This is a genomic window from Nocardiopsis prasina DSM 43845, from assembly GCF_000341265.1.
Classification (GTDB): Bacteria; Actinomycetota; Actinomycetes; order Streptosporangiales; family Streptosporangiaceae; genus Nocardiopsis; species Nocardiopsis prasina.
Map to the genome: position 1 here is coordinate 24,686 of NZ_ANAE01000212.1, position 22,243 is coordinate 46,928.

The following is a 22,243-nucleotide window of genomic DNA, read 5'->3' on the forward strand; positions in this document are numbered from 1 at the left end:
CCGCTCACCCCCGCCCGACGAAGGGCATCGACGTGGGCAGCACCGTCAGGTACTGCACGTTGGCCCCCGGCGGCATCGACGCCATGAGGAGCAGGGCCTCGACGAAGCGGTCCAGGGGGAGGGTCTGTTCCACGGCCGTCCCTCCGTCGGCCTGCCTGGCCGGGGGTTGGGGGCGCCCGTCGGAGGGTTCCACGTTGCCCACGTCGATCTGTCCGCAGGCGATGTCGTGCTCGCGCCCGTCCAGCGACAGCGCCTTGGTCAGGCCGAGGACCGCGTGCTTGGCCGTGGTGTAGGCGACGGCGTTCGGCCGGGGCGCGTGCGCGGAGGGCGCCCCGTTGTTGATGATGCGCCCGCCCCGGGGCGACTGATCCCGCATCACGCGGAACGCCTCCTGGGCGCACAGGAACGTGCCGGTCACGGTGGTGTCCATGATCCGGTTCCAGTCCTCGAACCGGACGTCCTGCACCGGCACCCTGGGCACGACCGCCCCGGCGTTGTTGAACAGCAGGTCCACCCGGCCGAACCGCTCCCGCGCAGCGGTGAACAGCGCCGCCACCTCCTCGGGACGTCCGATGTCGGTCGGGACGGTCAGCATCCGGTGCGCGTCCCCGCCGGCCAGGGAGACCGTCTCCTCCAGCGCCTCCTTGCGTCGGCCGGCGATCGCCACGGACCACCCCTCCGAGAGCAGGGCGAGCGCCGCGGCGCGTCCCAGCCCGCTGCCGCCGCCGGTGACCACCGCTACCCCGCGTTCCGGGGTGGCACCTTCGCTCATCGGGCACCCGCGCTCATCCAGGCCCGCAGTACGCGGCGGCTGCCCGGACCGGGCACGTCCACGTAGGGTGACCGTCCGTGCAGGACCCGCGAGTTGCGGATGACCAGCAGGTCACCGGCGTCGAGCAGGAGCTGGAAGGCGATCTCCGGCCGGTAGAGGACCTCGTCGAGGACGTCCAGGGCCTCCCACTGGCGGTCGGTCAGGGGCGGGCCGCCCCGCTCCGGGGAAGTGCGCACCGTGCGGGTCTGGTAGTAGCAGCCCACGGTCCCGTCCTCCTGGGTGAACAGGATGGGGGAGACGATCACCTGCTGTCCCGCCCGGCCGGTGCGGTCGAAGGTCCAGTCCTCCTCCAGCGTGGCGAGCACGTCCGGGCGCTCACCGCCGATGATGCTCCGCACATGACGGGCACTGGCGAGCTTGGTGTACCCACCGCCCCGGACCGCGGGCTGGAGGCACAGCAGCACCAGGAGGTCGCAGGTGTCGCAGTGGAACCCGAGTTCGGTGTTCCCGTCGCCGTCCTGGTCCCGAAGCACCCGGAACAGGTCGCCCTCGGCGTTCTGCGGGATGATCTCGCCGAAGTCCCGCAGCACGAAGGAGAGCGCCGAGACGATGTCGGCATCGTCCGCCGCGGGGTCGATCAGGTTCGGCACGTGGGCGAAGCCCACTGATCGGATGCTGTCGGCGCTGAACGCGCGCAGCCGCTCGCGCACCCGTGAGGCACCCTCCCAGCGCTCCGCCCGAGCGTCCCGCCACAGCAGCGAGCGCTCCTCGTCGGAGAGCGGCATCGACCACAGGTCGCGACGGGTGTCCAGGGTCGTGCTTCCCCAACCGATCTCGGTCGTGGTGTTCTCGGTCATCTGGCGGGCCGTTCCCTTCGTCGTGGGATTCACTGGGGCGGTTCGGGGAGGAAGCCGACGTCCGTGGCCCAGGCCATGGCCGCCGACCACCACTCGCGGGTCGGCGGCGCGAAACGCACGCCGACGCGATCGAGCGCGGACGTCGTGTGGGAGCTGTCGACCACCACGTTGCGCGACCCCAGCTGGGACCAGGCGGAGGCCAGCCGGGCGGCGGTCGGGTGGGTCCGCTCCACCCGGGACAGCGCCGCGGCGAAAGCGTGGTCATCGGTGAGTCTGACCGGATGGCCCAGGGAGACCAGCCAGGCCACCAGTTCGTCGTGCGGGACCGTGTACGGGGACTCCACGTGGTACACGCCCGGCGCCGCGTGCGTGTGGGCCACCATCGCCGCGATCCCCGCAGCCACCGTGTCCACGTGGGAGAACGCGAACGACTCCGAGGGGCGGCTCGGAGCGGCACCGGCCAGGACGTAGCCGCGCACCAGCTGGTAGATCCGGTTGTCCTCCACGTTGCGTTGGAAGGCGCCGGTCCGGCTGTGCGCCGCGACGTGGCCGCTGCGGTGGACGTAGCACTGGCGTCCCGAGGCCGCCCACGAGCGGACCTCCTCCTCCGCCGCGAACTTCGTCCTCTCGTAGGGGGTGCGGAACCGCTGCCCGATCCGCAGGTCGGCCTCGCTGAACCTGCGCGGTACACCGTCCACGCCCCCCGCGACCGCGAGCGTGGACAGGTGGTGCAGGCGGGCGCCGGGCACCTCCGCGTCGATCCACGCGAGCAGGCGGCGGACCCCCGCGACGTTGGTGCGTTCCAGGTCGTCGGGGGGCGCGACCAGGCGCACGTCCGCCGCCGCGTGGACGACCGCCCGGACGTCCCGGACCCGTTCCAGGCCGTCCTGCGACAGACCCAGACCCACCTGGTCGACGTCACCGGCGACCACGTCGAACCCGCCGACCCGTCGGTCCGCGCCGTCGATCGCGGAGGCGAGCCGCCGAGCCGCGTCGGTGTCGTCCGCGCCCCGGACCAGGCAGGTGACGTGCGCGTCGCGGTCCAGGAGAGCGGCCAGCAGGTGGCGGCCCAGGTATCCGGTGGCACCGGTGAGGAGTACGCGGACCGGTTCCCGGACCCGGACGCTCGCGCGAGCGGTTCCGGGCTTCGGGGCGCCGGTGAGCAGCAGCTGGCCCGAGGTGGAGACGGCGCTCCTGTCGGGCTCCGGGGGAGCGCTCCCGACCTCGCCGGCCACGGTCCCACCGAAGGCGGAGACGATCCCGTGGGCGTCCTCGTGGGACAACCGCGGCCAGGCGTACACGAGGTCGGCCACCAGCCTGCCCTCGACGATCCGCGTGGTGAGCCGCAGACGGTGGTGCGGGTCCGCGCTGGGACAGCGCGCCGCCCCGCCGTTCTCAGGGGCGACGGACCAGGCCAGCGACGGTTCGTCGGGCAGTTCGAAGGTGCCCAGGAAGTTGAACCCGGCCTCGGGGCGCGGGACGTCGGCGTCCATCGGGAGCTGCCGCGCCTCCCGCACCAGGTGCTCGACCCGCGCGGTGGTCTCGGCCGAGGCGGAACGGACCACGGTCCGCACGTCCACGGCTCCGCCGACACTTCCCGAGCCGGTGGCGGAGCCCGGGTCGGTGCCGGGAGCCGCCACGGTCACGTGTTTGACGGCCGTGAACCAGCCGACGGTGTCCATGTAGGCGTCGCCGCGGCTCGTGGTGTCGCGACCGTGGGTCTCCACCTCCACGGTCAGCCGCGGCCGACCGTTCCGGCGCAGGACGGCCTCGGAGAAGGCCGAGATCAGGAACGCCTCCAACCGCTGGGAGCGCCCGTGACGGCGGACCAACCTGGCGGTGGCGCCCTCGTCCAGGGACCAGGTCAGGGCCGCCGGCTCCATGCCGGGGTCGGCGGGCGGCCGCGTGCGGAGCGGAGCCGCCCGTTCCGGTGCGGGGGGCGCGGCGGTCGCCGCCCACCGGTAGAAGTCGGCGGTCACGGGCATGCGGGGCGGGCTCCCGGTGAGCGCCGCCCGGTAGGCGTGGGCGAGGTCGTCGAGCAGGACCCGCCAGGAGAGCCCGTCGATGGCCAGGTGGTGCACGATGACCGCCAGCCGGTCGTCGGCCCCGGCACCGGAGAAGTCGCCGCCCGTCCCGGAGAACAGGTGGATCCGGACCAGACGGCCCGACTCCGGGTCCAGCCCCCGGTGCAGCTCGGTACAGGTGGCCTCGACCGTCTCCGAAACCCCGGCGGGGTCGGTGGGGAGCCGGGAGAAGGTCACCGCGTCCGTCTCCTCAGCGGGGCGGGGGAGACCCGGACCTCCCGTCGCCACGGGCTGGCGCAGCGCGGGATGGCGGCGCAGCACCTCCACCACGGCGCGGGAGAGGGCGGGCGGGTCCACCGGGACCCCGCACCGCAGGACGGCCGACTGGTTCCAGTGCCTGGGGTCACGCACCCGCTGTTGGAAGAACCAGCGCTGGGCCGGTGCCAGCCTCCCGATTCCGTCGACGCCCGTGTCTTCCGTCGGGTCGGCGGCCTCCTCCTCCGAGAACGGGGTGGCGGCCGCCGCCAGCCGCACCGCCGTGGGGTTCAGGTAGAAGTCCTCGAACGCGACCCGGTACCCGGACCTGCGCAGCGCCGTGACCGTGCGCATGGCCAGGATCGAGTCACCGCCGAGCTCCAGCACGTCCGTGTGCGGGGCGACCAGGGGCAGACCGAGAGCGCTCGCCCAGAGGTCGGCGATGGTCTTCACGAGGGGGTCCCCGGCCGGTGCGCAGACCGTGTCCGGGGGCGCCGACACGTCGGAGGCGGTCGCGGGATTCCTCCCCCCGAGTTCCAGGACCCGGTCCACCAGCACGGACAGGCCGTCCCTGTCCAGCTTGCCGTTCGGGCCGGTGGGGAACTCCGGCACCACGACCAGCGGTTGGGGGACCGAGTACGCGGGGAGCCGGTCCAGCAGGTAGGAGCGCAGGGAGGCCACCAGGGCCGCCTCCGCTCCGTCCTCGCCGGTCACCGGTCGCACCGCCGCCAGGAGCTGGGCCCCAGCGGGGTTGCGGCGCACGATCACCGCCGACCGCGCCACCCCGGAAAAGCCGTCGATCACCCGCTCCACGTCCGCCGGGTCCACCCGGTAGCCCCGGATCTTCACCTGACGGTCGGTCCGACCGGCGAAGACGAGGTCGCCGTCCGGACGGCGGCGACATCGGTCACCGGTCCGGTACCTCGGTCCGTCGTCGTGCGGGAGGAAGCGGAGCGCGGTCTCCTCCGGGCGCCCGAAGTACCCCGGCGTCACACCTGGACCGCCGATGAGCAGCTCACCGTCGGCGCCGTCCGGTACCGGACGGCCCTCGGCGTCCACCAGGTACAGGCCGTTCTGGCCGATGGCCGTCCCGATGGGGACCGTCGCCTCGTCCTCGGGAAGCTGGGAGGGGGAGACGGCCACGAAGCAGCTCGCGCCGATGGTGGCCTCGGTCGGACCGTAGTGGTTGACCAGCCGGCCGGCCACGCCGTCGTCGAGGAGCCCGGCGGCCAGGGAACGGGGCAGTGCCTCACCGCCCAACAGCAGGGTGTGCAGTCGCGGAGCCCGACGCGGCCGCCCCTCCAACAGGGCGGTCATGTGGGAGGGGGTGGTCTTGAGCACGGATACCCCCGCCGCGGCCAGACAGGACCAGAAGGCCTCCGGGTCGCGGGCCCGGTCGTCGGGCACCACGTGGACCGACCCGCCTGTCGCCAGGGCCAGCAGCCAGGAGGTGTGCCCGAGGTCGGCGGCGAGCGTGGTGACGTGCGCGACGCACGGCGCGTCCTCACGGGTGAGGCCGAGGCGGTCCCGCAGGGAGAACGCGTAGTGCACGGTGTTGGCGTGGGTGACCGTGACCGCCTTGGGTTCCCCACTCGAACCCGAGGTGAAGGAGAGATAGGCCGGGTCCGAGGCACGCACCCGTGGCGGGGCCGCGCCACGGGGCTGGCCGCCGTGAGCCCCGACCATCGCGTCCAGGTCCACGACCTCGGTCCCGCGCGCCCCGGGCGCGGTGTGCCCGGGATCGGAACTGAGCACGTGCCCCACGGCGATCGCGTCCAGACGCCTGCGGACGTCGGGGCCGCTCCACGCGGGATCGACGACCACGGCGGCCGCCCCCGCGCGCAGGACCCCGTACAGCAACACGCACACCCGGATGTCGCGCGGACCCAGCACCGCGACCCGGTCACCCCGACCCACGCCCTGATCGGCCAGGTGGGCAGCCACCCGGTCCGCGGCGGCGAGCAGCCCCCCGTAGTCGAGGGAGCGAACCCCGTCGGAGAGCGCCGGTCGGTCCGGGTGGGAGCGCGCGCCGCTCGCCAGCAGGTCGGAGAGTGAGAGGTCCGGGATCGTCGTACCTGTCAAGGGGGTGGGTCTCCAGTTCAGGCGGTGTCTGCTTGGGACGGCCCGGCGCCTGTCCCCCTGGGCCTTCGTCCCCGCCCGTCACCGGCGAGGGGTTCAGGAGAACAGGACCCGTCTCACCCGGCCGGTGCGTTGTCCGGGGCACCCGCCACGAACGCCTCGGTGCGTTCGTCGGGCGCCAGGCGCCCGTACAGGGCCCAGGCGACGGTCCGGTGCAGCCCGTCCAGGTGGATGAGCCCGGTCCGCACCTCCAGGTCGGAGTAGTCGGAGTGCGGCACCGGGCGGGTGCTCAGGTAGACGGGCGTCAGGGGCCTCTCCTTGAACAGCTCGAGCTTCTCCGAGCAGATCGGGTTGGCGGCGGACATCTCCGCGCCGCCCGAGCGGACCAGCTCCGCGGCCTCGCCCACCGTCCGGCCCGACCGGGGGACCAGCTCGCGGCCCCCACCCTCGCTCAGGTGCCAGGGCAGCACGATGCCGAGGACCTCGTCCCGGGACAGCAGGACCCGGTGCCAGATGCCGAGGAGCTCGTCCGCCATGTGCAGGACGTCCTCCCCGTCCTGGTTGGTGTTGGACACGTGGGCGCGGTCGACGGGGTGGTCGCCCCGGTAGACCTCCAACACCTCCGAGAAGGGCACCGTGCCGATCAGTTTCATGTGGTGGAGTCCCGTTCCGTCGTGTACTCGGTGAAGTGCCGCTCGGCGAACAGCTCGGGCCAGCGCCCCCCGCTGAGGTCGAGCTCGCGCGCCCGAGCGAGCATATGCCGCCAATAGGGCTTCACCGGATGCCATCGCGCGTCCGCCTGGCAGTAGGAGGCGTCCACGAAGTAACGGGGGTGAGGGTCGCCCTCCCCCTCGGGGGCGGGTCTGCGCGCGTGGAACAGGGCGGAGTTCATCAGGACCGTCGAGCCCGGGGGAGCCGGTCGATGACGGCCTCTCCCGGGAGCTCCTTGGTGCCCAGGTGGGCACGGGATTGCTTGGAGGCGTGCTCCAGATGGGAGCCGGGCAGGACCGCGAGGTGGCCGACGCTGGGGTCGAGCCCACCGAGGTAGTGCAGGGCGTGGACCATCAGCAGGCTCGGGTCCTCACGGTCGTTGGCCTCGTGGTCGTGGTGCCAGGCCTTGCCGCCGGTCGACTCACCGTGCCGGTCGCTGTGCAGGTGGTGGAAGACGAAGGAGGGCCCCATGAGTTCGGCGATCACCCGCATCAGCGGTTCGTGGGTGAGGAGCTCGCCGTGTGCGGGAAGCTCCAGCTCCAGGACCGGTGGCGTGGCGTGGGACTCCGGGTCGAGGCAGGCGGCGATGGAACGCGCGCGCAGCCCCTCGTCCACCCAGCGGTCCACCTCGGGCAGGAGACGGTCGACCAGGTGCGCGGGCAGGAAGCCGGGGAGGACGAGGTAGCCGGACTCCGTGAACTGTCTCCGCCGCGCGGTGGCGCCGTCCAGTTCCGGGGAAAACGTGTGGGTCAAGTCTTCGCCCCTTGTTCGTGCTCGGGTGTCGGGTCGATCTCCGGGGCACGGCGGATTCCCTCCCGGAGGAATCCGTCGTGGAAAAGGCGTCGTGCCCGGGTGCGAGGGGAAGCGCGCCTGGCCAGGGGTGCGGGTGAGGGCTATTGGTGTGGCTGTCCGCGGCCGTCAGGGGTGGGTGCCCGGAGGGTCGACAGTATTAGTTTCACTTTGTCCGGATCGTTGTCAAGAGAATCGGGGAAACACGATCCTGGCCTGGAACTTCTCCTCCTGGGTAGTGCTTGCGGGAAATTCACGGTACGCGCGGAGTATGAATTCATCGGGGGAAGGGTAAGGGTGGTTGCGGCGGCCGTGCGCTCCCGGGGAGGGGAGCGGTCCTCGGGGCGCCCCTACCTGAAACGAGTCGCGTGACACCTGCTCAGCGTGGGGGTCGCTGGACGCCTCGCGGAACGCCGGAAGGGCGGTTTCCGTCGTCGAAGCCGCGTGTTGGCGGGGTCCGCGTGAGAGGAGCCCCTTCCTTTTTCCCAGGTCGATTCGGGCATTTGGGATGAAGAATGAATTCCGCAACAGATTTGGAACCGAGTTCCTAGAAGCAATCCGAAGATCATTTTATCCGTTCCGGAGAGTGGCCGATTCCGGACGGTCGAATGGGCCCGTGGGGGTGCTGGCCCCGGGCTGCCTCCGTGATATCGATAGCCCAGCCGCTTTATTCCCGTGTTCCGGAAGAACGGATACCGAGGCGTGCTCGGGGGGAGTCGCAACGGAGATCCAGGGCAGGGAAACGCGCCGTGGGCTCCCCGCGTCATCGCGGGACGGAGTGAGAAGGAGTGGGACGGTCCCCTTGCCTGTGCGCACGATGACCGTGATGAACCCGTCCCTCGCACCTGAAGGGGCGTCCCGGCCACGGGCGGGCGTTCGCGCGCCCTCCCACGGCGGGGTCGGCACTGCCTGACCCGACGAGGAGAGAACGGAAGGTGAGAGGTCGGAGTGAGCGCCACCGGTCCCGCCCCCCGACTGGGGCGCGACTACTGGAAGCTGTGGTCCGCGAGCGGGATGACCAACCTGGGGGACGGGCTCATGTCCGTCGCCGTGGTGTGGCTCGCCTACGCGCTGACCCGCGACGCCCTCCTGGTCTCGCTTGTCGCCCTGACCACCCGGCTGCCCTGGCTGCTGTTCTCCCTGCCCGCCGGGGTGATCACCGACAGGTACGACCGGCGCCTGCTGGTGGCCTGGACGGACACCGGACGCTTCGTCGTGGTCGCGGCCTTCGGTGTGTTCGTCCTGCTCGCCGAGGGAGGACTGCCCACCCCCGAACGACTGGCCGCCGGTGGGGGAGCCCCCGCCTCGGCGACCGCGCTGCTCATCGGCCTCTACGTGATGTCGTTCCTGGTGGGCTGCGCGGAGGTGGTCCGGGACAACGCCGCCCAGACCCTCCTCCCCTCCCTGGTGGACCAACGGCTGCTGGAACGGGCCAACGGCCGGCTCTGGGGCGTGGAGGTGACCGCCAACAACTTCGTCGGGCCACCGCTGGCCGGGGTCCTGATGGGCCTGGCCCTGGCCGTCCCGTTCCTGTTCAACGCCGGCCTGCTCGCGGCCGGAGCCGTGCTGCTGTTCACCCTCTCCGGGACCTACCGCCCACGGGGAGTCCCGGCCGGGGCCGGCCGGATCGCCTGGCGCGCGGAGATCGGCACCGGCCTGCGGTGGCTGTGGAACAACCCGGTCCTGCGCGCCCTGGCACTGCTGCTGGGAGCGCTCAACCTGGCCTCCGCCATGATCATCTCCCTGTTGGTGCTCTACACGCAGGACGTGCTGGGCCTGTTCGAGGGCTGGCAGTTCGGGCTGGTCCTCACGGGTTCGGCCACGGGCGCGCTCCTGGGGTCGCTGCTGGCCGAACGGATCATCTCCGCCGTGGGGGAGGGGCGCTGTCTGCTCGGCTCGATCACGGTGATGGGGGTCGGGCTCGCGCTCTTCGGCCTGGTACCCGTGACCGCCGTCGTGTGGGTGTCGGGCGCGGCGATCGGCGTCGCGATCGTGGTGTGGAACGTCATCACCGTCTCGCTGCGCCAGCGCGTCATCCCCGACCACCTGCTGGGGCGAGTGAACGCGGTCTACCGGTTCTTCGGCTGGGGCACCCTGTCCGTGGGCACGCTCCTGGGCGGTCTGGTGGTGGTCGGCCTCGAACCGGCCCTGGGGAGGGAGTGGGCGCTGCGCGTGCCGTTCCTGTTGGCCGGTGCGGCCCACCTGCCCATGCTGGTGTTCGCCTGGGGCCGGGTGACCGGGGAGAGTCTGGCCCGCGCCCGGGAGGCGGCCCCGGGGCCCACCTGACCCCGTGCGTTTCAGTCGATGGGCAGGGGTGAACTGGGCTTGGTGACGCTGATGGCGAAGGTCGTCTCGATGGAGGAGACGGCCGGGATGGCGCGCAGTTTGGTGCGCATCAGTTCCTCGTAGGCGGGGAAGGAACGGGCGGCCACCTTCAGCAGGTAGTCGTGGTCGCCCGCCAACAGGTAGGACTCGGTGACCTCCGGAATCTCCCGGATGGCCTCCTCCACCCGCTCCGCCACACCCGTGCCGTGGGAGTCCAGGCGCAACCGCACGAACGCCGTGATGTCCAGCCCGACCGAGGCCGGGTCGACCACCGCCGTGTACCCGGCCACCACGCCGGACTCCTCCAACCGCCGCACCCTGCGCAGACAGGGGGAGGGTGAGAGCCCCACGCGGTCGGCCAGGTCCTGGTTGCTGATCCGTCCGTCGCTCTGGAGTTCGTGCAGGATCCGCAGATCGATCTCGTCCAACCGTTGCATGTGGCAGATTCTGCCAAAACCATCTTGCCTGGAGCAATAAACAGCAATCGCCGGTCGCGGCGATCCCCGTACCTTCACTCCCATGAGCAGACCTACCGGCGCGACACCCTCGCTCCCCGTATCCCTGGCCGCGATGGCCGCGACCGTGGTGCTGTGGGCCGGGTTCGCCCTGAGCATCCGGGGGATCGGCGCCTCCGACCTCACCGCCCTGGACGCCGCCCTCCTCAGGTTCCTGACCCCGCTGGTGGTGCTGGCGCCGTGGATCCCCCGGGCCGTGCGGCGCGTGCGACACGAACGCCCCGGCGTCCTGGTGGCGCTGTGCGTCGGCGCCGGACTCCCGTACTTCCTCCTCGCCGCCTGGGGCGGCTCCCTGACCAGCGCGGCCCTCGTGGGGATCGTGATCCCCGGGACCGTCCCGCTGTTCGTCACCGCGCTCGCGTTCGCGCTCTGGCGCACCCGGGCCCGCCCCGCGCAACTGGGCGCCCTCGTGCTGATCGTCCTGGGCGCGGCGGTGCCCGTGGCGGCAGCGGTCGCCCCGGACCAGGCCACGGGGGTCGCGATCCTGCTCTGCGCGGGGCTGGTGTGGTCGGTGTACACCCTGGCGCTGCGGGAGACCACCCTCGATCCGGTCAGCGCCGCGATCGTCCTCTGCGCGCCCTCGGCCCTCCTGGCCGGGGTACCTGTTCTGCTGGGCCTGGTGCCCTCCGCGTTGCTCGGGGGCGCCGCACCCCGCGACGTCCTGGTCTACGCCGCCGTCCAGGGCATCGGCGTCGGCGTGCTCGCCGCCCTGTGCTACGCGACCGCTATCCGCGGCCTCGGAGGTCCGGCCGCCGCCACCCTCGGCGCGCTCAGCCCGGTCGTCACCCTGGTCGCGGCCGTCCCGCTGTTCGGCGAGCCCGTCACCCTCGCGACCACCGTCACCCTGCTGCTGGTCCTCACCGGTGTGGTCGCCTTCAACCTGTTCGGCGCGGGGCGCCCCACCGGGACGGTACCTCCCTCCCCGCTGTCCACCGCCCACCCGACTCCACCCTCCACGGTCGAGGCCGTGGACCGCCGTCCCGAACTGGAGACCTCGTGCTGATGCCGTCCACGTTCCCGCCGCGCACCGACCCCCTCTGGAGGCTCACCGCCGCCTGCGACGCCGACACGCGCCCCGACCGCCTCGATCTCCTCGTCGGCGTCTACCGCGACGACACCGGGTCCTCCCCGGTCTTCGGAGCGGTGGCCGAGGCCGAACGGAGCCTCGCCGCACGCTCACCCTCCAAGGAGTACCTGGGCCCCGCTGGCAACCGCGACTTCACCAACGCGCTCACCCGCATGCTGTTCCCCTCCGAGGACATCCGCGCCCGTACCCTGGCGGTGCAGTCCGTGGCGGGCACCGGGGCGCTGCGGCTCCTGGCCGAACTCCTGGCCGCCACCGGCCCCGACCGCACCGTGCACCTGGGCACACCCGCCTACCTCAACCACCGCACCATCCTCACCGCCGCGGGTCTGCGCGTACGCGAGTACCCGATGCTGCTCCCCGACGGCCGCCCGGACCCGAACGCCTCCCTCGCGGCCGTCGCCACGGCGGCACCAGGCGACGCACTGCTGATCCAGGGGTGCTGCCACAACCCCACCGGTGCCGCGATGCCCACCCAGCGCTGGGAGGAGCTCGCCCACGCGATGGCCGAGCGCGGGGTGGTGCCCTTCGTCGACCACGCCTACTTCGGTCTGGGCGACGGTCTCGACGCCGACCTGGAGGGCGTGCGCCGCATGCTCGACATCCTGCCCGAAGCGGTGGTCGCGGTCAGTGCCTCCAAGGCCTGGGGCCTGTACAACGAACGCACCGGATGCGCGATCGTGGTCTCCGACGACCCCGCTCGCCGCGCCCTCGCCCACAGCGTCCTGGAGACCACGGCCCGCGCCGGGTACTCGCAGCCACCCGACCACGGGGCGCGGATCGTCCACGAGATCCTCACCCGGCCCGAACTGCGCACCCGCTGGTCGGCGGAGCTCGACTCCATGCGCCTGCGCCTGGGGCACCTGCGCGAGGGGCTCACCGACGCCCTGGTGCGACGGACCGCCTCCGCGGAGTTCGAACCGTTGCGGGAACAGCGCGGCATGTTCCTGCGTCTGCCCCTCAGCGAGGACCAGATGGGACGGCTGCGCGACGAACACGGGATCCACGGGCTCCCCTCAGGGCGGATCAACCTCGCCGGCGTGCCCACCCTCCTCGTCGACCGCGTCGCCGACGCCATCACCCGGGTCCACGGCGGGCCCGAGGCGGCCCGGCCGGTCCTCACGGGCGCCCGGGGGTGAGTCCGGAGGGGCGTGCTGGCTCCGGCCGTCGGCCCCACCGGACCGGGGTCAGGCCGTGGCCCCGGGCTCCTCTGCGCGCTCGCCGTCCGCCCGCCCGGACTCCGCGCCCTCCTCGGAGGACCCGGACGAGGAGGACGCCCGGTTGCGCAGGAGCGCCGCGAGGACCGCCGCGACCGGGGTGGCGAGGAACAGGCCCGCCACCCCGCCGAGGATCCCGCCGACCGTCACCACGACCAGGACCACGGCGGACGGCAGCTCCAGGGCGCGGCCGTAGATGCGCGGAGCGAACACGTTGCTCTCCAACTGCTGCACCAGCAGCACCGCCCCGAGCACGATCAGTGCCACCACCCAGTTCTCGGTCACCAGAGCCACCAGGACGGCCAGCAACCCGCTCAGGAAGGCACCGATGATCGGCAGGAACGCGCCCACGAAGGTGAGCACGATCAGCGGGATGGCCAGGCTCGTGTCGATCAGCAGGATCAGCGCGATACCGATGCCGATCGCGTCGATCACCCCCACGAGCGCCACCCCGCGCACGTAGTTGCCCATCACCTCGTAGGAGACCCCCGCCGAGTGGCGCAGCACCGGGCGGGACCGGACCGGCAGCAGACTGGCGATCCAGTCCATGAGCTTGTCGCCCGAGTGCACGAAGTAGATGGTCAGGACGATGATCAGCACGATCCCCAGCACGACGCGGGTCACCGCGGTGGTCGCCGTCCACGCCCCGCTCAGGACCTGGTTGCTGTTCTCGGTGATCAGGGACTGCACCTGCTCCCAGGCGCTGTCGATCGCCTCGGTGAGCAGCGCCGGGTCCAGGCCGAAGGGCAGAGCCATGGTCTGGAGCTGGGACACGGCACTGTTGACGCTGGCCACGAGGTCGTCGAAGCTCGCGATCGCCGGGGTCACGATGAGGGTGACCACGCCGCTGTAGATCGCCAACGCGATCAGCATGGTGATCGTCGTGGACGACCCCCGGCCGAACCCGCGGCGTCTGATCAGGTTGGGGCGGCGCAGCCAGTTGGCCAGGGGCATCAGGAGGGCGGTGAGGAACACCGCGATGATGAGGGGGAGCGTGACCACGGACAGCCTGGTGAGCGCGTAGACCAGAAGCCCCGCGACCACACCGACGACCAGGATGCGCCAGGCGGCGTCGGCGGCCACACGGAGCAGGTCACCGGCGCGCGCGCCGTCGTCCGGGTCCGGTGTTCCGGGGCCCGACCGCTCGGCCTCGGACCGCTCACGTGCCCGCTCCCGCTCGACACGGGCCCTGCGGGTGGCGTTCCACTTGTTCACGAGGGCCCCGACGCCCGGCCACTGGGCTTGCACATGCGCTCCGTTCTCCGATCGGCGCGGACACCGTCGTCACGCGCCACGAACCGCGTCGACCAGCACTCCAGAACCTTCGGTGAGTGAACAGCGACACGGGGTGACAACGAGTCTGGCGTCCGCGCGCGGCACGCGGCGGGAGGCGCGCACCGCGTCACCGGATGGGCGTGTCGCCCGGAGTGCCCCACTCACCCGCCGCTGTCGGTACCCCCGAACGCGGTGCCGGTCCGCGAGCGGGCCAGGGCCCAACACCCGAGCCACCGTTCACCCCGGCTCGGAAACGCCGGTCCGGGCGGGACAGGGGATCACTCGGAGGGTTCGGGCAGGTCCGGGCACTCGATGGTCGGGTTGACGCCGACGTAGTTCAGCGGACCGACGAAGATCGTGACCACGACGCTGCCGACGGAGGAACAGGACGCCTCCGAGGCACTGAAGTCACCGCGCTGGACCGCTGCCGCCGCACCGATGGCGAGCCAGACGAGGACGAGTACCGAGAGGGTGGCGCTGGTGCGCATTGCTGCCTCCTGGGGGACGGGGCCGGTGACTCTCCGACTGACCTACCCCGGGAGGGCCCCCGCCTACCGGACCCGGGGCCCGAACCGGGCGCGCCGCCAGCGCGAAAAGCCGTGGCGGCCCGGCCTCGCCGTCCGTAGGGTGCCATCCCATGAACGACACTCCCGTTGCCCCCGCCACCACCCCGCGACTGGTGGAGATCACCGACGACAACTTCCAGGACGCCCACCGGATCAGGGTCCGCGAGGACCAGGACCAGTACGTCGCCCCCGTGGTGTACTCCCTGGCACAGGCCTACACGAACCGCGACACCGCATGGCCCCGCCTGCTCATGGACGGCGACGAGGCGGTCGGCTTCATCATGGTGAGGTTCGCCCCCGACGACGAGGACCCCGACTTCCGCGCCGAGATCTGGCGGCTCAACATCGCGGAGAAGCATCAGGGGCGGGGGTACGGCCGCCACGCGGTGGAGGGCGCGCTCGCCGAGGCCCGGCGCCGCGGCTTCTCCCGGGTCACCGTCACCTGGGTTCCGGGCGAGGGCAGCCCCGAGGGCTTCTACCTCGGCCTGGGCTTCCGAAAGACCGGCCGCGTGGAGGACGGGGAGATCGTCGGCGCCATCGACCTCGACTGAACCCCGGCGCGGATTCCCGGAACGAGTGGGATTGCCGCGAGGAAACCAGAACCGAACACGGGCACCGGCGCATCGAACGGTGCGTGGCCCAGACGGCGCCCCGAAGCGTTGACGTCGTACCCGCTGTCTGGTTTCGTACAGAAGCCCGAATCCCTCGGGCCCCTACACCAGCGACCCCCGATCCCACCTCCCCCGCCGCCGGAGGCCGGACACGTCCGCGGTAGCCGAAGGAGTACGTGGATAGTGAGCCGTAAGACGGCGCCCACCGACGCCACCCCCCACGAGCGGGGCCGATCCCGGCGCCTGCTCGGCACCCTCGCCCAACGCACCCGCGCCGGATCCTCCGGGCTGGTGCTCAGCCTCATGGCCACGGCCCTGGTCAGCACGGCGTTCGGCGTCGGTGCCCTGGGCCGGTCCGACGACATGTCCGACGGCGCCGCCTGGCTCTGGAGCGCGGTCACCAAGGAAGCGGTCCGTGTCAACGGCAACAACGCCGAGATCGACCTCGTGGCCTCCCTGCCCGAGGCCGGTGAGGGGCCCGTCGAGGTCGAGCAGAACGACGACTACCTCCTCCTCACCGACCCCCAGACGGGCAAGGTCACCTCGGTCGACCTCAACAACCTCGGCTTCTCCGGCAGGCTCGAACTGGGCTCCGGCGACCACGGGGTGGTGCTCGGACGGGAGAGCGCCGTGGTCATCGACCGCGCGGGCGGCCAGATCAGGGCCGTCAACCCCGCCACCCTCCAGGCCACCGGAGCCTCGCTCACCCTGGAGGGCCCCCTGGTCGGCGGCGCCTTCGACGACGCCGACACCCTGTGGGTGGGCGCGCCCACCCAGGGCCACGCCGTCGGGATCAAGGTGTCCGAGGGCGAGGCGGCCGTCACCCAGACCGTCGCGGTGGCCTCACCGGGTTCCGACATCGGAGTCACCGTCTTCGACGACGGCGCGCTCGCCGTCGACCGCGGCGGAGAGGACGTGGTGGCCATGCGCGAGGGGGACGACCCGGTGATGGTCACCATGCCCGCGCCGATGGCGGGCTCGGCCATGCCCGCCCGCACGCGCGGCGAGATGGCCGCCGTCACCAGGACCAAGGACGACGAGATCGTCACCCTGATGCACCCCTACGGTGCGGCCGAGACCACCCGGTTCCCGGTGGGCAGGCCCGGCGGCGGACTGGCCGTCCCGTTCTCCGGGCGCGTCTACGTGCCCTTCGAGGACGAGGGGGTCGTCCGCTCCTACGCTCCCAACGGGCGAGAACTGGACACCGTCACCCTGCCCGGGGCCGAGGGGGCGCTCGAACTCCAGGTGCGTGAGGGGAGCCTGTTCGTCAACTCCCCGGAGACCGGTGTGGCCGCGGTGGTGGACGACACCGGTCAGGCCACCCTGGTGGACACCGACGAACCGCCGCCCGGGCCCGGTGAGATCCGCGGGGACACCCCCGCACCCGACCCGGTGGCGCCCGCACCGCCCAACGGACCCGCGACGGAGGCGGGAACCGGCGGCCCGGGGGAGGGGACGGACGGCGGTTCGGCCGGCGGAGGGACCGGAGCGCCGACGCCTCAGAGCGAAGGCGAGCCCGAACGATCCACAGGCCCACCCGGTGCGCCCACCCCCGTCACGGCCGAGGCCGGAGACGGCAGTGTCGAACTGAGCTGGCCCGAGGCCTACTCACCCGACGCCTCCGTGGAGTCCTACGACATCACCTGGGAGGGTGGCCAGACCACCGTCGAGGGTTCGGAGCTGCACACCCTCATCACGGGCCTGGACAACGGCACGGCCTACCGGTTCCGGGTGAAGGCCACCAACGCGCACGGCACCGGGCCCGCCGCCCAGTCGCCGCAGGTCACCCCCAGCCAGGAGGCCCCGGGCTCGCCCGGCGGCGTCTCGGTGGAGGTGAGCGGCAACGAGACCGCGACCGTGTCCTGGACCGGCGCCGACAACGCCGTGGACTACCTGGTGTCCGCGGCCGCCGAGGGCGGGGCCTCCGCTCCCAGCAACCGCACCACCGGGGAGACGTCGCTGGAGGTGACCGGCCTGGAGCCGGGCGCCACCTACACGTTCACGGTCACCTCACGGGGCGAGGGCGGGGTCACCGGCGAGTCCGCCAGCAGTTCCCCGGTGACCATGCCGGAGATCCAGGTGGGTACCCCGGGCGGGGTGGCGCACAGCGTGTCGGGCAGCACGGTGACCGTCACCTGGACGGCTGCGGACAATGCCGAGGGATACCGGATCACGCCGCACGGCGACGGTGTGGAGATCGGTTCCGAGACGACGGTGGATGGCGGGGCCACCTCCCACGCCTTCACCCGGGGCGACCAACGGTGTTTCTCCTTCACGGTCACCGCCGTGGGGTCGGGGACCACCGAGGGCGGCTCCGCCCGGAGCACCCCGGCGTGCCTTGCCCCGTTCCAGTGACCGACGACCTTGACCAGGCCCGGAAGGGAAGCGAGCCGATGACCGTTCTGAGAGGACCGCGCCGCTGGGCGGTCTGGTCCGCTGCCTGCGCGCTGGGAGTGACCGGCCTGCTCGTCAGCGGGGCGACCGCCGCGCAGGGACAGAGCCCGGAGGACGTGTGCACCAACGCCCACCCCAACGTGGGGGAGGCACCCCGCTACACGCAGAACGTGGAGGGCGACTGGCCGATGTCGATCCCGGGAGACCCCGGTGGGCAGGTGCACCTCTACTACGAGAGCACGTTCGGGTACAACTGCGCGGTTGTCACTTCCAACGGTGGCGACACCTACCTGGACGTCGGCATCCGAACGGAGGGCGGAACTCCACAGACCGCGGTCGAGCCGTCCGGTAGGTCGACCGATCCGGTCCTGATCCCGGCCGAGGGCGTCTGCGTCCAGGTCACCGCTGCGGCCGGGGAACGCTCGGTGATTTCGGGCTATTCGAACTGCGGGTCCTGACCCGCGCGAGTGCGCGGCCGGGCGTCTGCTGTACCGGGGAAACGCTCCCGGTCCCGCGGGTGCCCCGGAGGTCTGAAACGGTACTCGCACGGCCTGGTCGTGGAGCGCGCGTGAGGTTTCGGTGAGTGAAGGCCCGGCCACCGCACACGGCTCAGCCGTCGCGGCGCTTCCAGCGCCCCGGGGGTCCGCCTTCACGGCGGGCCCCGTCCACCCGGTAGCCGCACGGCCTGGTTGCCGAGTGCGTGAGAGGTTTCGGTGAGTGGAGCCCCGATCCTTCCGGGGGCGGCTCAGCTGCTCGGCGCCTGGATCCCTCCGGGCACGGACTTTCGCGGGTGCCGTCCATCTGATCCGCGGGGCCCGCCGCTTCGGCGGACCCCCTTCGCGTGCCGGAACCTCACTCCACCGGGTCGGTCCAGGCCACCTGCACCTGCTCGGGCGGGCGCCCACGGCGGGCCAGCAGCGCGCGGCCCGGGGGGAGGCGGCGGGAGACGACCCCGTTGGCGAGCCGCCCCTCCATCCGGTCACCCGAGAACAGCAGTCCCGGAGTGGCCATGTCCGTGAGCGTCTGGGAGACCGGATCGAACATCGACCTCGACGCGCCGCCGGTCCTTCGCGCCGTGACCAGGTGCAGACCCAGGTCGGCTCCCTGGGTCAGGAGGTCGGCCATCGGGCTCAGGGGGTTGCTGCGCCCCGCCACCATGTCCAGGTCGTCCACGAACACGAACACCTCCAGCCCCTCCCACCAACTGCGCTCACGCAGCTGCCTGGGCGTGACGTCCGGCCCGGGGAGACGTTTGCGGACCAGTCCGGCCAGTTCCCCGGCGACCCCCTCGGTCTGCTGGGGACTGGTGCTGTACGCCAACAGGTACTCCGGGGGGACCAATCCCAGGTGCGCGCGGCGGTAGTCGACCATCACCACGCCCACCTCGCTGGCCGGACGGGAGATCACCTGCCGGACCAGGGCCCGGATCAGGGTGCTCTTGCCGGTCTGCGGGTCCCCGAAGACCATCAGGTGCGGGTCCTCGTGCGGGTGGTACAGCGCGGGCCCCAGGTCACTCTCTGCCATGCCCATGACCAGGTCGGAGCCCTGCTGCCTGGGCAGGAGCTCCGCCAGGGAGACCAGGGCGGGCAGTACCCGGACCCGGCGCACCGGGAGGTCGGGCCACCGGGCCGAGAGTCTGTCCACCGCGTCGCGCACGCCGTCGCCGAGATCGGCGTCCTCCGCGACACCGTCCAAGCGGGGGAGCGGCACCTGCACGAACGACTCGTCCGCTCTCAGCCCCCGGCCGGGCACGTCCTTGGGTAGGCGCTCGGCGACCTTGCGACCCAGCTGGGAGTCGTAGGGGTCGGTCAGACGCAGCTCGAAACGGCCGCCGAAGAGCGATTGCAGCTTGGTGCGGACCTGGTTGGAGGCGGAACTGGTCAGCACCGTGTGCACGCCGAGGGAGGGGCCGCGCGAGACGATGTCGGTGAGGACGTCGTCCACGTCCGGGTAGGCCTCACGCAGCCCCGCCCAGCCGTCGATGAACAGGAACACGTCCCCGTGGGTTCCTGCGGGGACGTTCCCCTCCGCCCGCGCCTGGCGTAGAGCGGCGGGTGAGTCCAGCCGCCTCTGACGGAAGACCGCTTCGCGCTGGTCCAGCTGGACGCGCACGTCCGCGAGGATGCGCTGGGCCAGCTCCAGCTCGGAACGGCCCGCCACACCCGCCACGTGCGGCAGTTCGGCGAACGGTGCGAGGGAGCCACCGCCGAAGTCGATGGCGTACACCGCCACCCGCCCGGGCGGATACCGCCAGGCCAGGGTGGCGATCAGGGTTCTGATCAGGGTCGACTTCCCGGACTGGGGGCCGCCCAGAACCACGATGTTGCTCTCCCCGCCGGTGAAGTCCAGGTCGGCCGGGCACTGGCGCTGTTCCCGGGGCAGGTCCGCCAATCCGATGATCGCCCGAACCTCGTCGGGGGCGGGCTCGATCGCGGTCCCGTCCTCCCGCGTCCGGGTCTCGTCCAACTGTTCCAGCAGCTGGTCGAGGGTGAGGACGGAGGGGAGCGGCGGGACCCAGACCGGGCGGACCGGTTCCCTCCCGGAGTCCACGATCCGGTCCACCGCCACCTGGAGGGTGGTGGGAGCGTCCTGCTCCGGCCTGTCCTCGGCGTCGGCGCTCTCCGCCCGCTGGGCGGGCCGCACCAGCGAGGCGAGCCCGTTGAACGAGATCAGCGGCAGGACCTGCGGAACCTCCTCGACCTCCTCGCGTGTGGGCGGCACGTACGGCTGGGAGACCATGGCCGCCTTGAAGCGCTCGAACACCGTGGTGTCGACCTTCAGGTAGCCCGATCCGGGCTCCGGCGGCAGGTGGTAGGCGTCCCCGACCCCGATCGCCTCCCGGCTCTCGGCCTCGGAGAAGGTCCGCAGACCGATCCGGTAGGACAGATGGGACTCCAAGCCCTTGATCTTGCCCGAGTCCAGCCGCTGGGTGGCCAGCAGCAGGTGCACGCCGATCGAACGGCCGATCCGGCCGATGGCCACGAACAGCTCCGCGAAGTCCGGGTGCGCGGTGAGCAGCTCGGAGAACTCGTCGATGATCACCAGCAGGTGGGGGAGCGGTTCCAGCTCGGGTCGGCGGGCCCGCGCCCCCTCGTAGGCGTGCAGGTTGGGCAGGTTGCCCGCGTCCTTGAGGACCTGCTGGCGCCGGTTCAGCTCGCCGAACATCGCCTCGCGGAAGCGCTCCACCAACCCGTCGTCGTCGGCGAGGTTGGTGATGAGACCGGCGCTGTGCGGGAGCCGGTCGGTGTCGGCGAAGGTCGCGCCGCCCTTGAAGTCCACCAGCAACAGGGCGAGCTGGTCGGGCGGGTGGTTGATCACCAGTGAGGCCACCAGGGTGCGCAGCATCTCCGACTTGCCCGAACCGGTGGCGCCCACCACCAGCCCGTGCGGCCCCATGCCCCCGAACGCGGACTCCTTGAGGTCGAGCAGCACGGTGTTGGCCTCGGGGCCCACCCCGATCGGCACCCGCAGGAAATCCCCGGTGCCCCGGGGCCGCCACGCCCGCTCGGTGTCCAGTCGGGCGACGTCGGGCACGCCCAGGATCTCCGGCAGCCCCACCGTGGCGTGCATGGCGTCCGAGCTGTCGCTGGCAGCCAGTCGCAGCGGCGCCAGGGATCGCGCGAGGGTGGTGAGGAGTTCCCGGCCGACCCGGTCGAAGGAACCCTCCAGGGGAGGGTCGTCCTCCGTCTCGGGGCCCTGGTCGGGCTGCTGCGGCCTCGGTGCGCGGTCCTCCCTCAGGGAACCGTCAGCCGACACGTACAGCCGGGTGTCCACGTGCCCGGGCTCCTCCCGGCGGTCACCCACGAGGAAGACCAGGTGGACGCCGATGTCGGCCAGCGAGGTCACCGGGGGCTCGGCCGCCAGCCCGGACAGGGTCGCCTGGAACTCGCCGTCCACGAGCACCACGAGCCGCTGCGTGCCCGGTCCGGGAGGCGCGCCCCGCCTGCGCTGCATGTCGATGGTGCGCTGCTCGATCTCGGCCGTCAGCAGCTCGGTCATCTCCACGGTGTTGCCCGCCACCAGCCGGGCGGGCAGCGGACCGTCCTGGACCCCGTCGAGGGCGTTGTGGGGCAGCCACTTGGTCCAGTCCCACTCCGCCGTCAACCGCTGGTGCCGCACCACACCCAACCGCACGTCCTCGGCGGCGGAGAAGGTCACCAGCTGCGCCGCCAGGGCGCGGGCCACCTCCCGGCCCGCCGCCCGGTCGCCGACCACCGACACCACCCCGCACTCGCGCAGGCGCAGCACGAGCGGCTGCTCGGACACGTCCGAGTACAGGTCGACGATCTGCTCGGCGATGCCCTGGCAGACGGGGTCGTAGACGATCAGGGGGTTGGTGCGGTCGATGTTCAGGTTCAGCCGTCTGGCCAGGGGGCGCGAACCCTCACCGATCCGCAGGTCGAGGAAGTCGGGGTCCCCCGGGCGCCGTTCCCAGCGCCGTGCGGTGAGCCGGGCGGTCTCCTCCAACAGGTGCGGCTCCGGGTGCCGGAAAAGCGACGCGGCGCGTTGCAGCCCCGCCACCTCCCGAACCGTCTCGCGCAGGTGGTCCAGGTAGTCCAGGTACCGTTCCCGCTGCTCCCGGATGCGCTTGCGCGGCCCGTTGCGCTGGGCGACGAACATGACGATGCCGACCGCGACGCTGGCCAGCATGATCATGGCCCCGGCCACCGCGAACAGCGGGCGGTTCCCCATGGTGATGGTCATCATCAGCGAACCGGACCCGGTGATGATCGGCATGATGATCATCGCCGAGGAGCTGGCGGCCGGGG

The 22,243-nt window shown here is 72.2% G+C and carries 16 protein-coding genes; 6 read left to right on the forward strand and 10 right to left on the reverse strand.

The annotated features are described in order from the left end of the window. Positions 1 to 4: 4 nt before the first annotated feature. From D452_RS0126535 to D452_RS29080, 6 genes are all read right to left on the reverse strand, one after another. Positions 5 to 772 (reverse strand): SDR family oxidoreductase, encoded by a 768-nt coding sequence (locus D452_RS0126535; protein WP_083927636.1) that lies wholly within the window; start codon positions 770 to 772, stop codon positions 5 to 7. Further along, entirely contained in the window at positions 769 to 1,629 is an 861-nt protein-coding gene (locus D452_RS0126540) for a TauD/TfdA family dioxygenase (RefSeq protein WP_017547169.1), read from the reverse strand. Before D452_RS0126540 ends, D452_RS0126535 begins: the two co-directional genes overlap by 4 nt. Positions 1,630 to 1,658: 29 nt before the next feature. Further along, complete coding sequence (locus tag D452_RS0126545; RefSeq protein ID WP_017547170.1) at positions 1,659 to 5,990, reverse strand: non-ribosomal peptide synthetase; 4,332 nt, start codon at positions 5,988 to 5,990, stop codon at positions 1,659 to 1,661. Between the two features lie 113 nt (positions 5,991 to 6,103). Further along, positions 6,104 to 6,640: a DUF6309 family protein gene (locus tag D452_RS0126550; protein ID WP_017547171.1), complete on the reverse strand. Its 537-nt coding sequence runs from the start codon at positions 6,638 to 6,640 to the stop codon at positions 6,104 to 6,106. Beyond that, on the reverse strand, positions 6,637 to 6,879 hold the full coding sequence (locus tag D452_RS31555) for a hypothetical protein (RefSeq protein WP_239646459.1): 243 nt from the start codon (positions 6,877 to 6,879) through the stop codon (positions 6,637 to 6,639). Before D452_RS31555 ends, D452_RS0126550 begins: the two co-directional genes overlap by 4 nt. Then, positions 6,879 to 7,451 carry a phytanoyl-CoA dioxygenase family protein gene (locus D452_RS29080; RefSeq protein ID WP_239646460.1) on the reverse strand — a complete coding sequence of 191 codons (573 nt, stop codon included), beginning with the start codon at positions 7,449 to 7,451 and terminating at the stop codon, positions 6,879 to 6,881. Before D452_RS29080 ends, D452_RS31555 begins: the two co-directional genes overlap by 1 nt. Before the next feature lie 984 nt (positions 7,452 to 8,435). On the opposite strand from D452_RS29080, the gene D452_RS0126560 reads away from it, so the two are divergent. Continuing rightward, positions 8,436 to 9,773: an MFS transporter gene (locus tag D452_RS0126560; RefSeq protein ID WP_017547172.1), complete on the forward strand. Its 1,338-nt coding sequence runs from the start codon at positions 8,436 to 8,438 to the stop codon at positions 9,771 to 9,773. 11 nt (positions 9,774 to 9,784) lie between these two features. Here D452_RS0126560 and D452_RS0126565 read toward each other — a convergent pair whose 3' ends face one another. Next, complete coding sequence (locus tag D452_RS0126565) at positions 9,785 to 10,249, reverse strand: Lrp/AsnC family transcriptional regulator (RefSeq protein ID WP_017547173.1); 465 nt, start codon at positions 10,247 to 10,249, stop codon at positions 9,785 to 9,787. 82 nt (positions 10,250 to 10,331) lie between these two features. Between D452_RS0126565 and D452_RS0126570 the strand changes: the two genes are divergently transcribed. After that, a complete protein-coding gene (locus D452_RS0126570) occupies positions 10,332 to 11,330 on the forward strand; it encodes a DMT family transporter (protein WP_152498652.1) in 999 nt (332 codons plus the stop codon). Then, entirely contained in the window at positions 11,330 to 12,550 is a 1,221-nt protein-coding gene (locus D452_RS0126575; protein WP_040694966.1) for an aromatic amino acid transaminase, read from the forward strand. The genes D452_RS0126570 and D452_RS0126575 overlap by 1 nt, the downstream gene beginning before the upstream one ends. A gap of 48 nt (positions 12,551 to 12,598) precedes the next feature. Here D452_RS0126575 and D452_RS0126580 read toward each other — a convergent pair whose 3' ends face one another. Both D452_RS0126580 and D452_RS0126585 read right to left on the reverse strand, forming a co-directional pair. Continuing rightward, the gene (locus D452_RS0126580) at positions 12,599 to 13,876 is read right to left on the reverse strand and encodes an AI-2E family transporter (RefSeq protein WP_017547176.1); all 1,278 of its coding nucleotides are present in this window, start codon (positions 13,874 to 13,876) and stop codon (positions 12,599 to 12,601) included. Between the two features lie 305 nt (positions 13,877 to 14,181). Continuing rightward, positions 14,182 to 14,391, reverse strand: coding sequence for a hypothetical protein (locus D452_RS0126585; protein ID WP_017547177.1), 210 nt, complete (start codon positions 14,389 to 14,391; stop codon positions 14,182 to 14,184). A 149-nt stretch (positions 14,392 to 14,540) separates the two neighbouring features. Here D452_RS0126585 and D452_RS0126590 point away from each other — a divergent pair, with 149 nt between their 5' ends. From D452_RS0126590 to D452_RS0126600, 3 genes are all read left to right on the forward strand, one after another. Further along, positions 14,541 to 15,020, forward strand: a complete 480-nt coding sequence (locus D452_RS0126590) for a GNAT family N-acetyltransferase (protein WP_017547178.1) — start codon at positions 14,541 to 14,543, stop codon at positions 15,018 to 15,020. Between the two features lie 243 nt (positions 15,021 to 15,263). Further along, entirely contained in the window at positions 15,264 to 17,435 is a 2,172-nt protein-coding gene (locus D452_RS0126595; protein ID WP_017547179.1) for a fibronectin type III domain-containing protein, read from the forward strand. A gap of 38 nt (positions 17,436 to 17,473) precedes the next feature. Continuing rightward, positions 17,474 to 17,932, forward strand: coding sequence for a hypothetical protein (locus D452_RS0126600; RefSeq protein ID WP_152498653.1), 459 nt, complete (start codon positions 17,474 to 17,476; stop codon positions 17,930 to 17,932). A gap of 394 nt (positions 17,933 to 18,326) precedes the next feature. Here D452_RS0126600 and D452_RS0126605 read toward each other — a convergent pair whose 3' ends face one another. Further along, complete coding sequence (locus D452_RS0126605; RefSeq protein WP_026129703.1) at positions 18,327 to 22,220, reverse strand: type VII secretion protein EccC; 3,894 nt, start codon at positions 22,218 to 22,220, stop codon at positions 18,327 to 18,329. Positions 22,221 to 22,243: the final 23 nt, after the last annotated feature.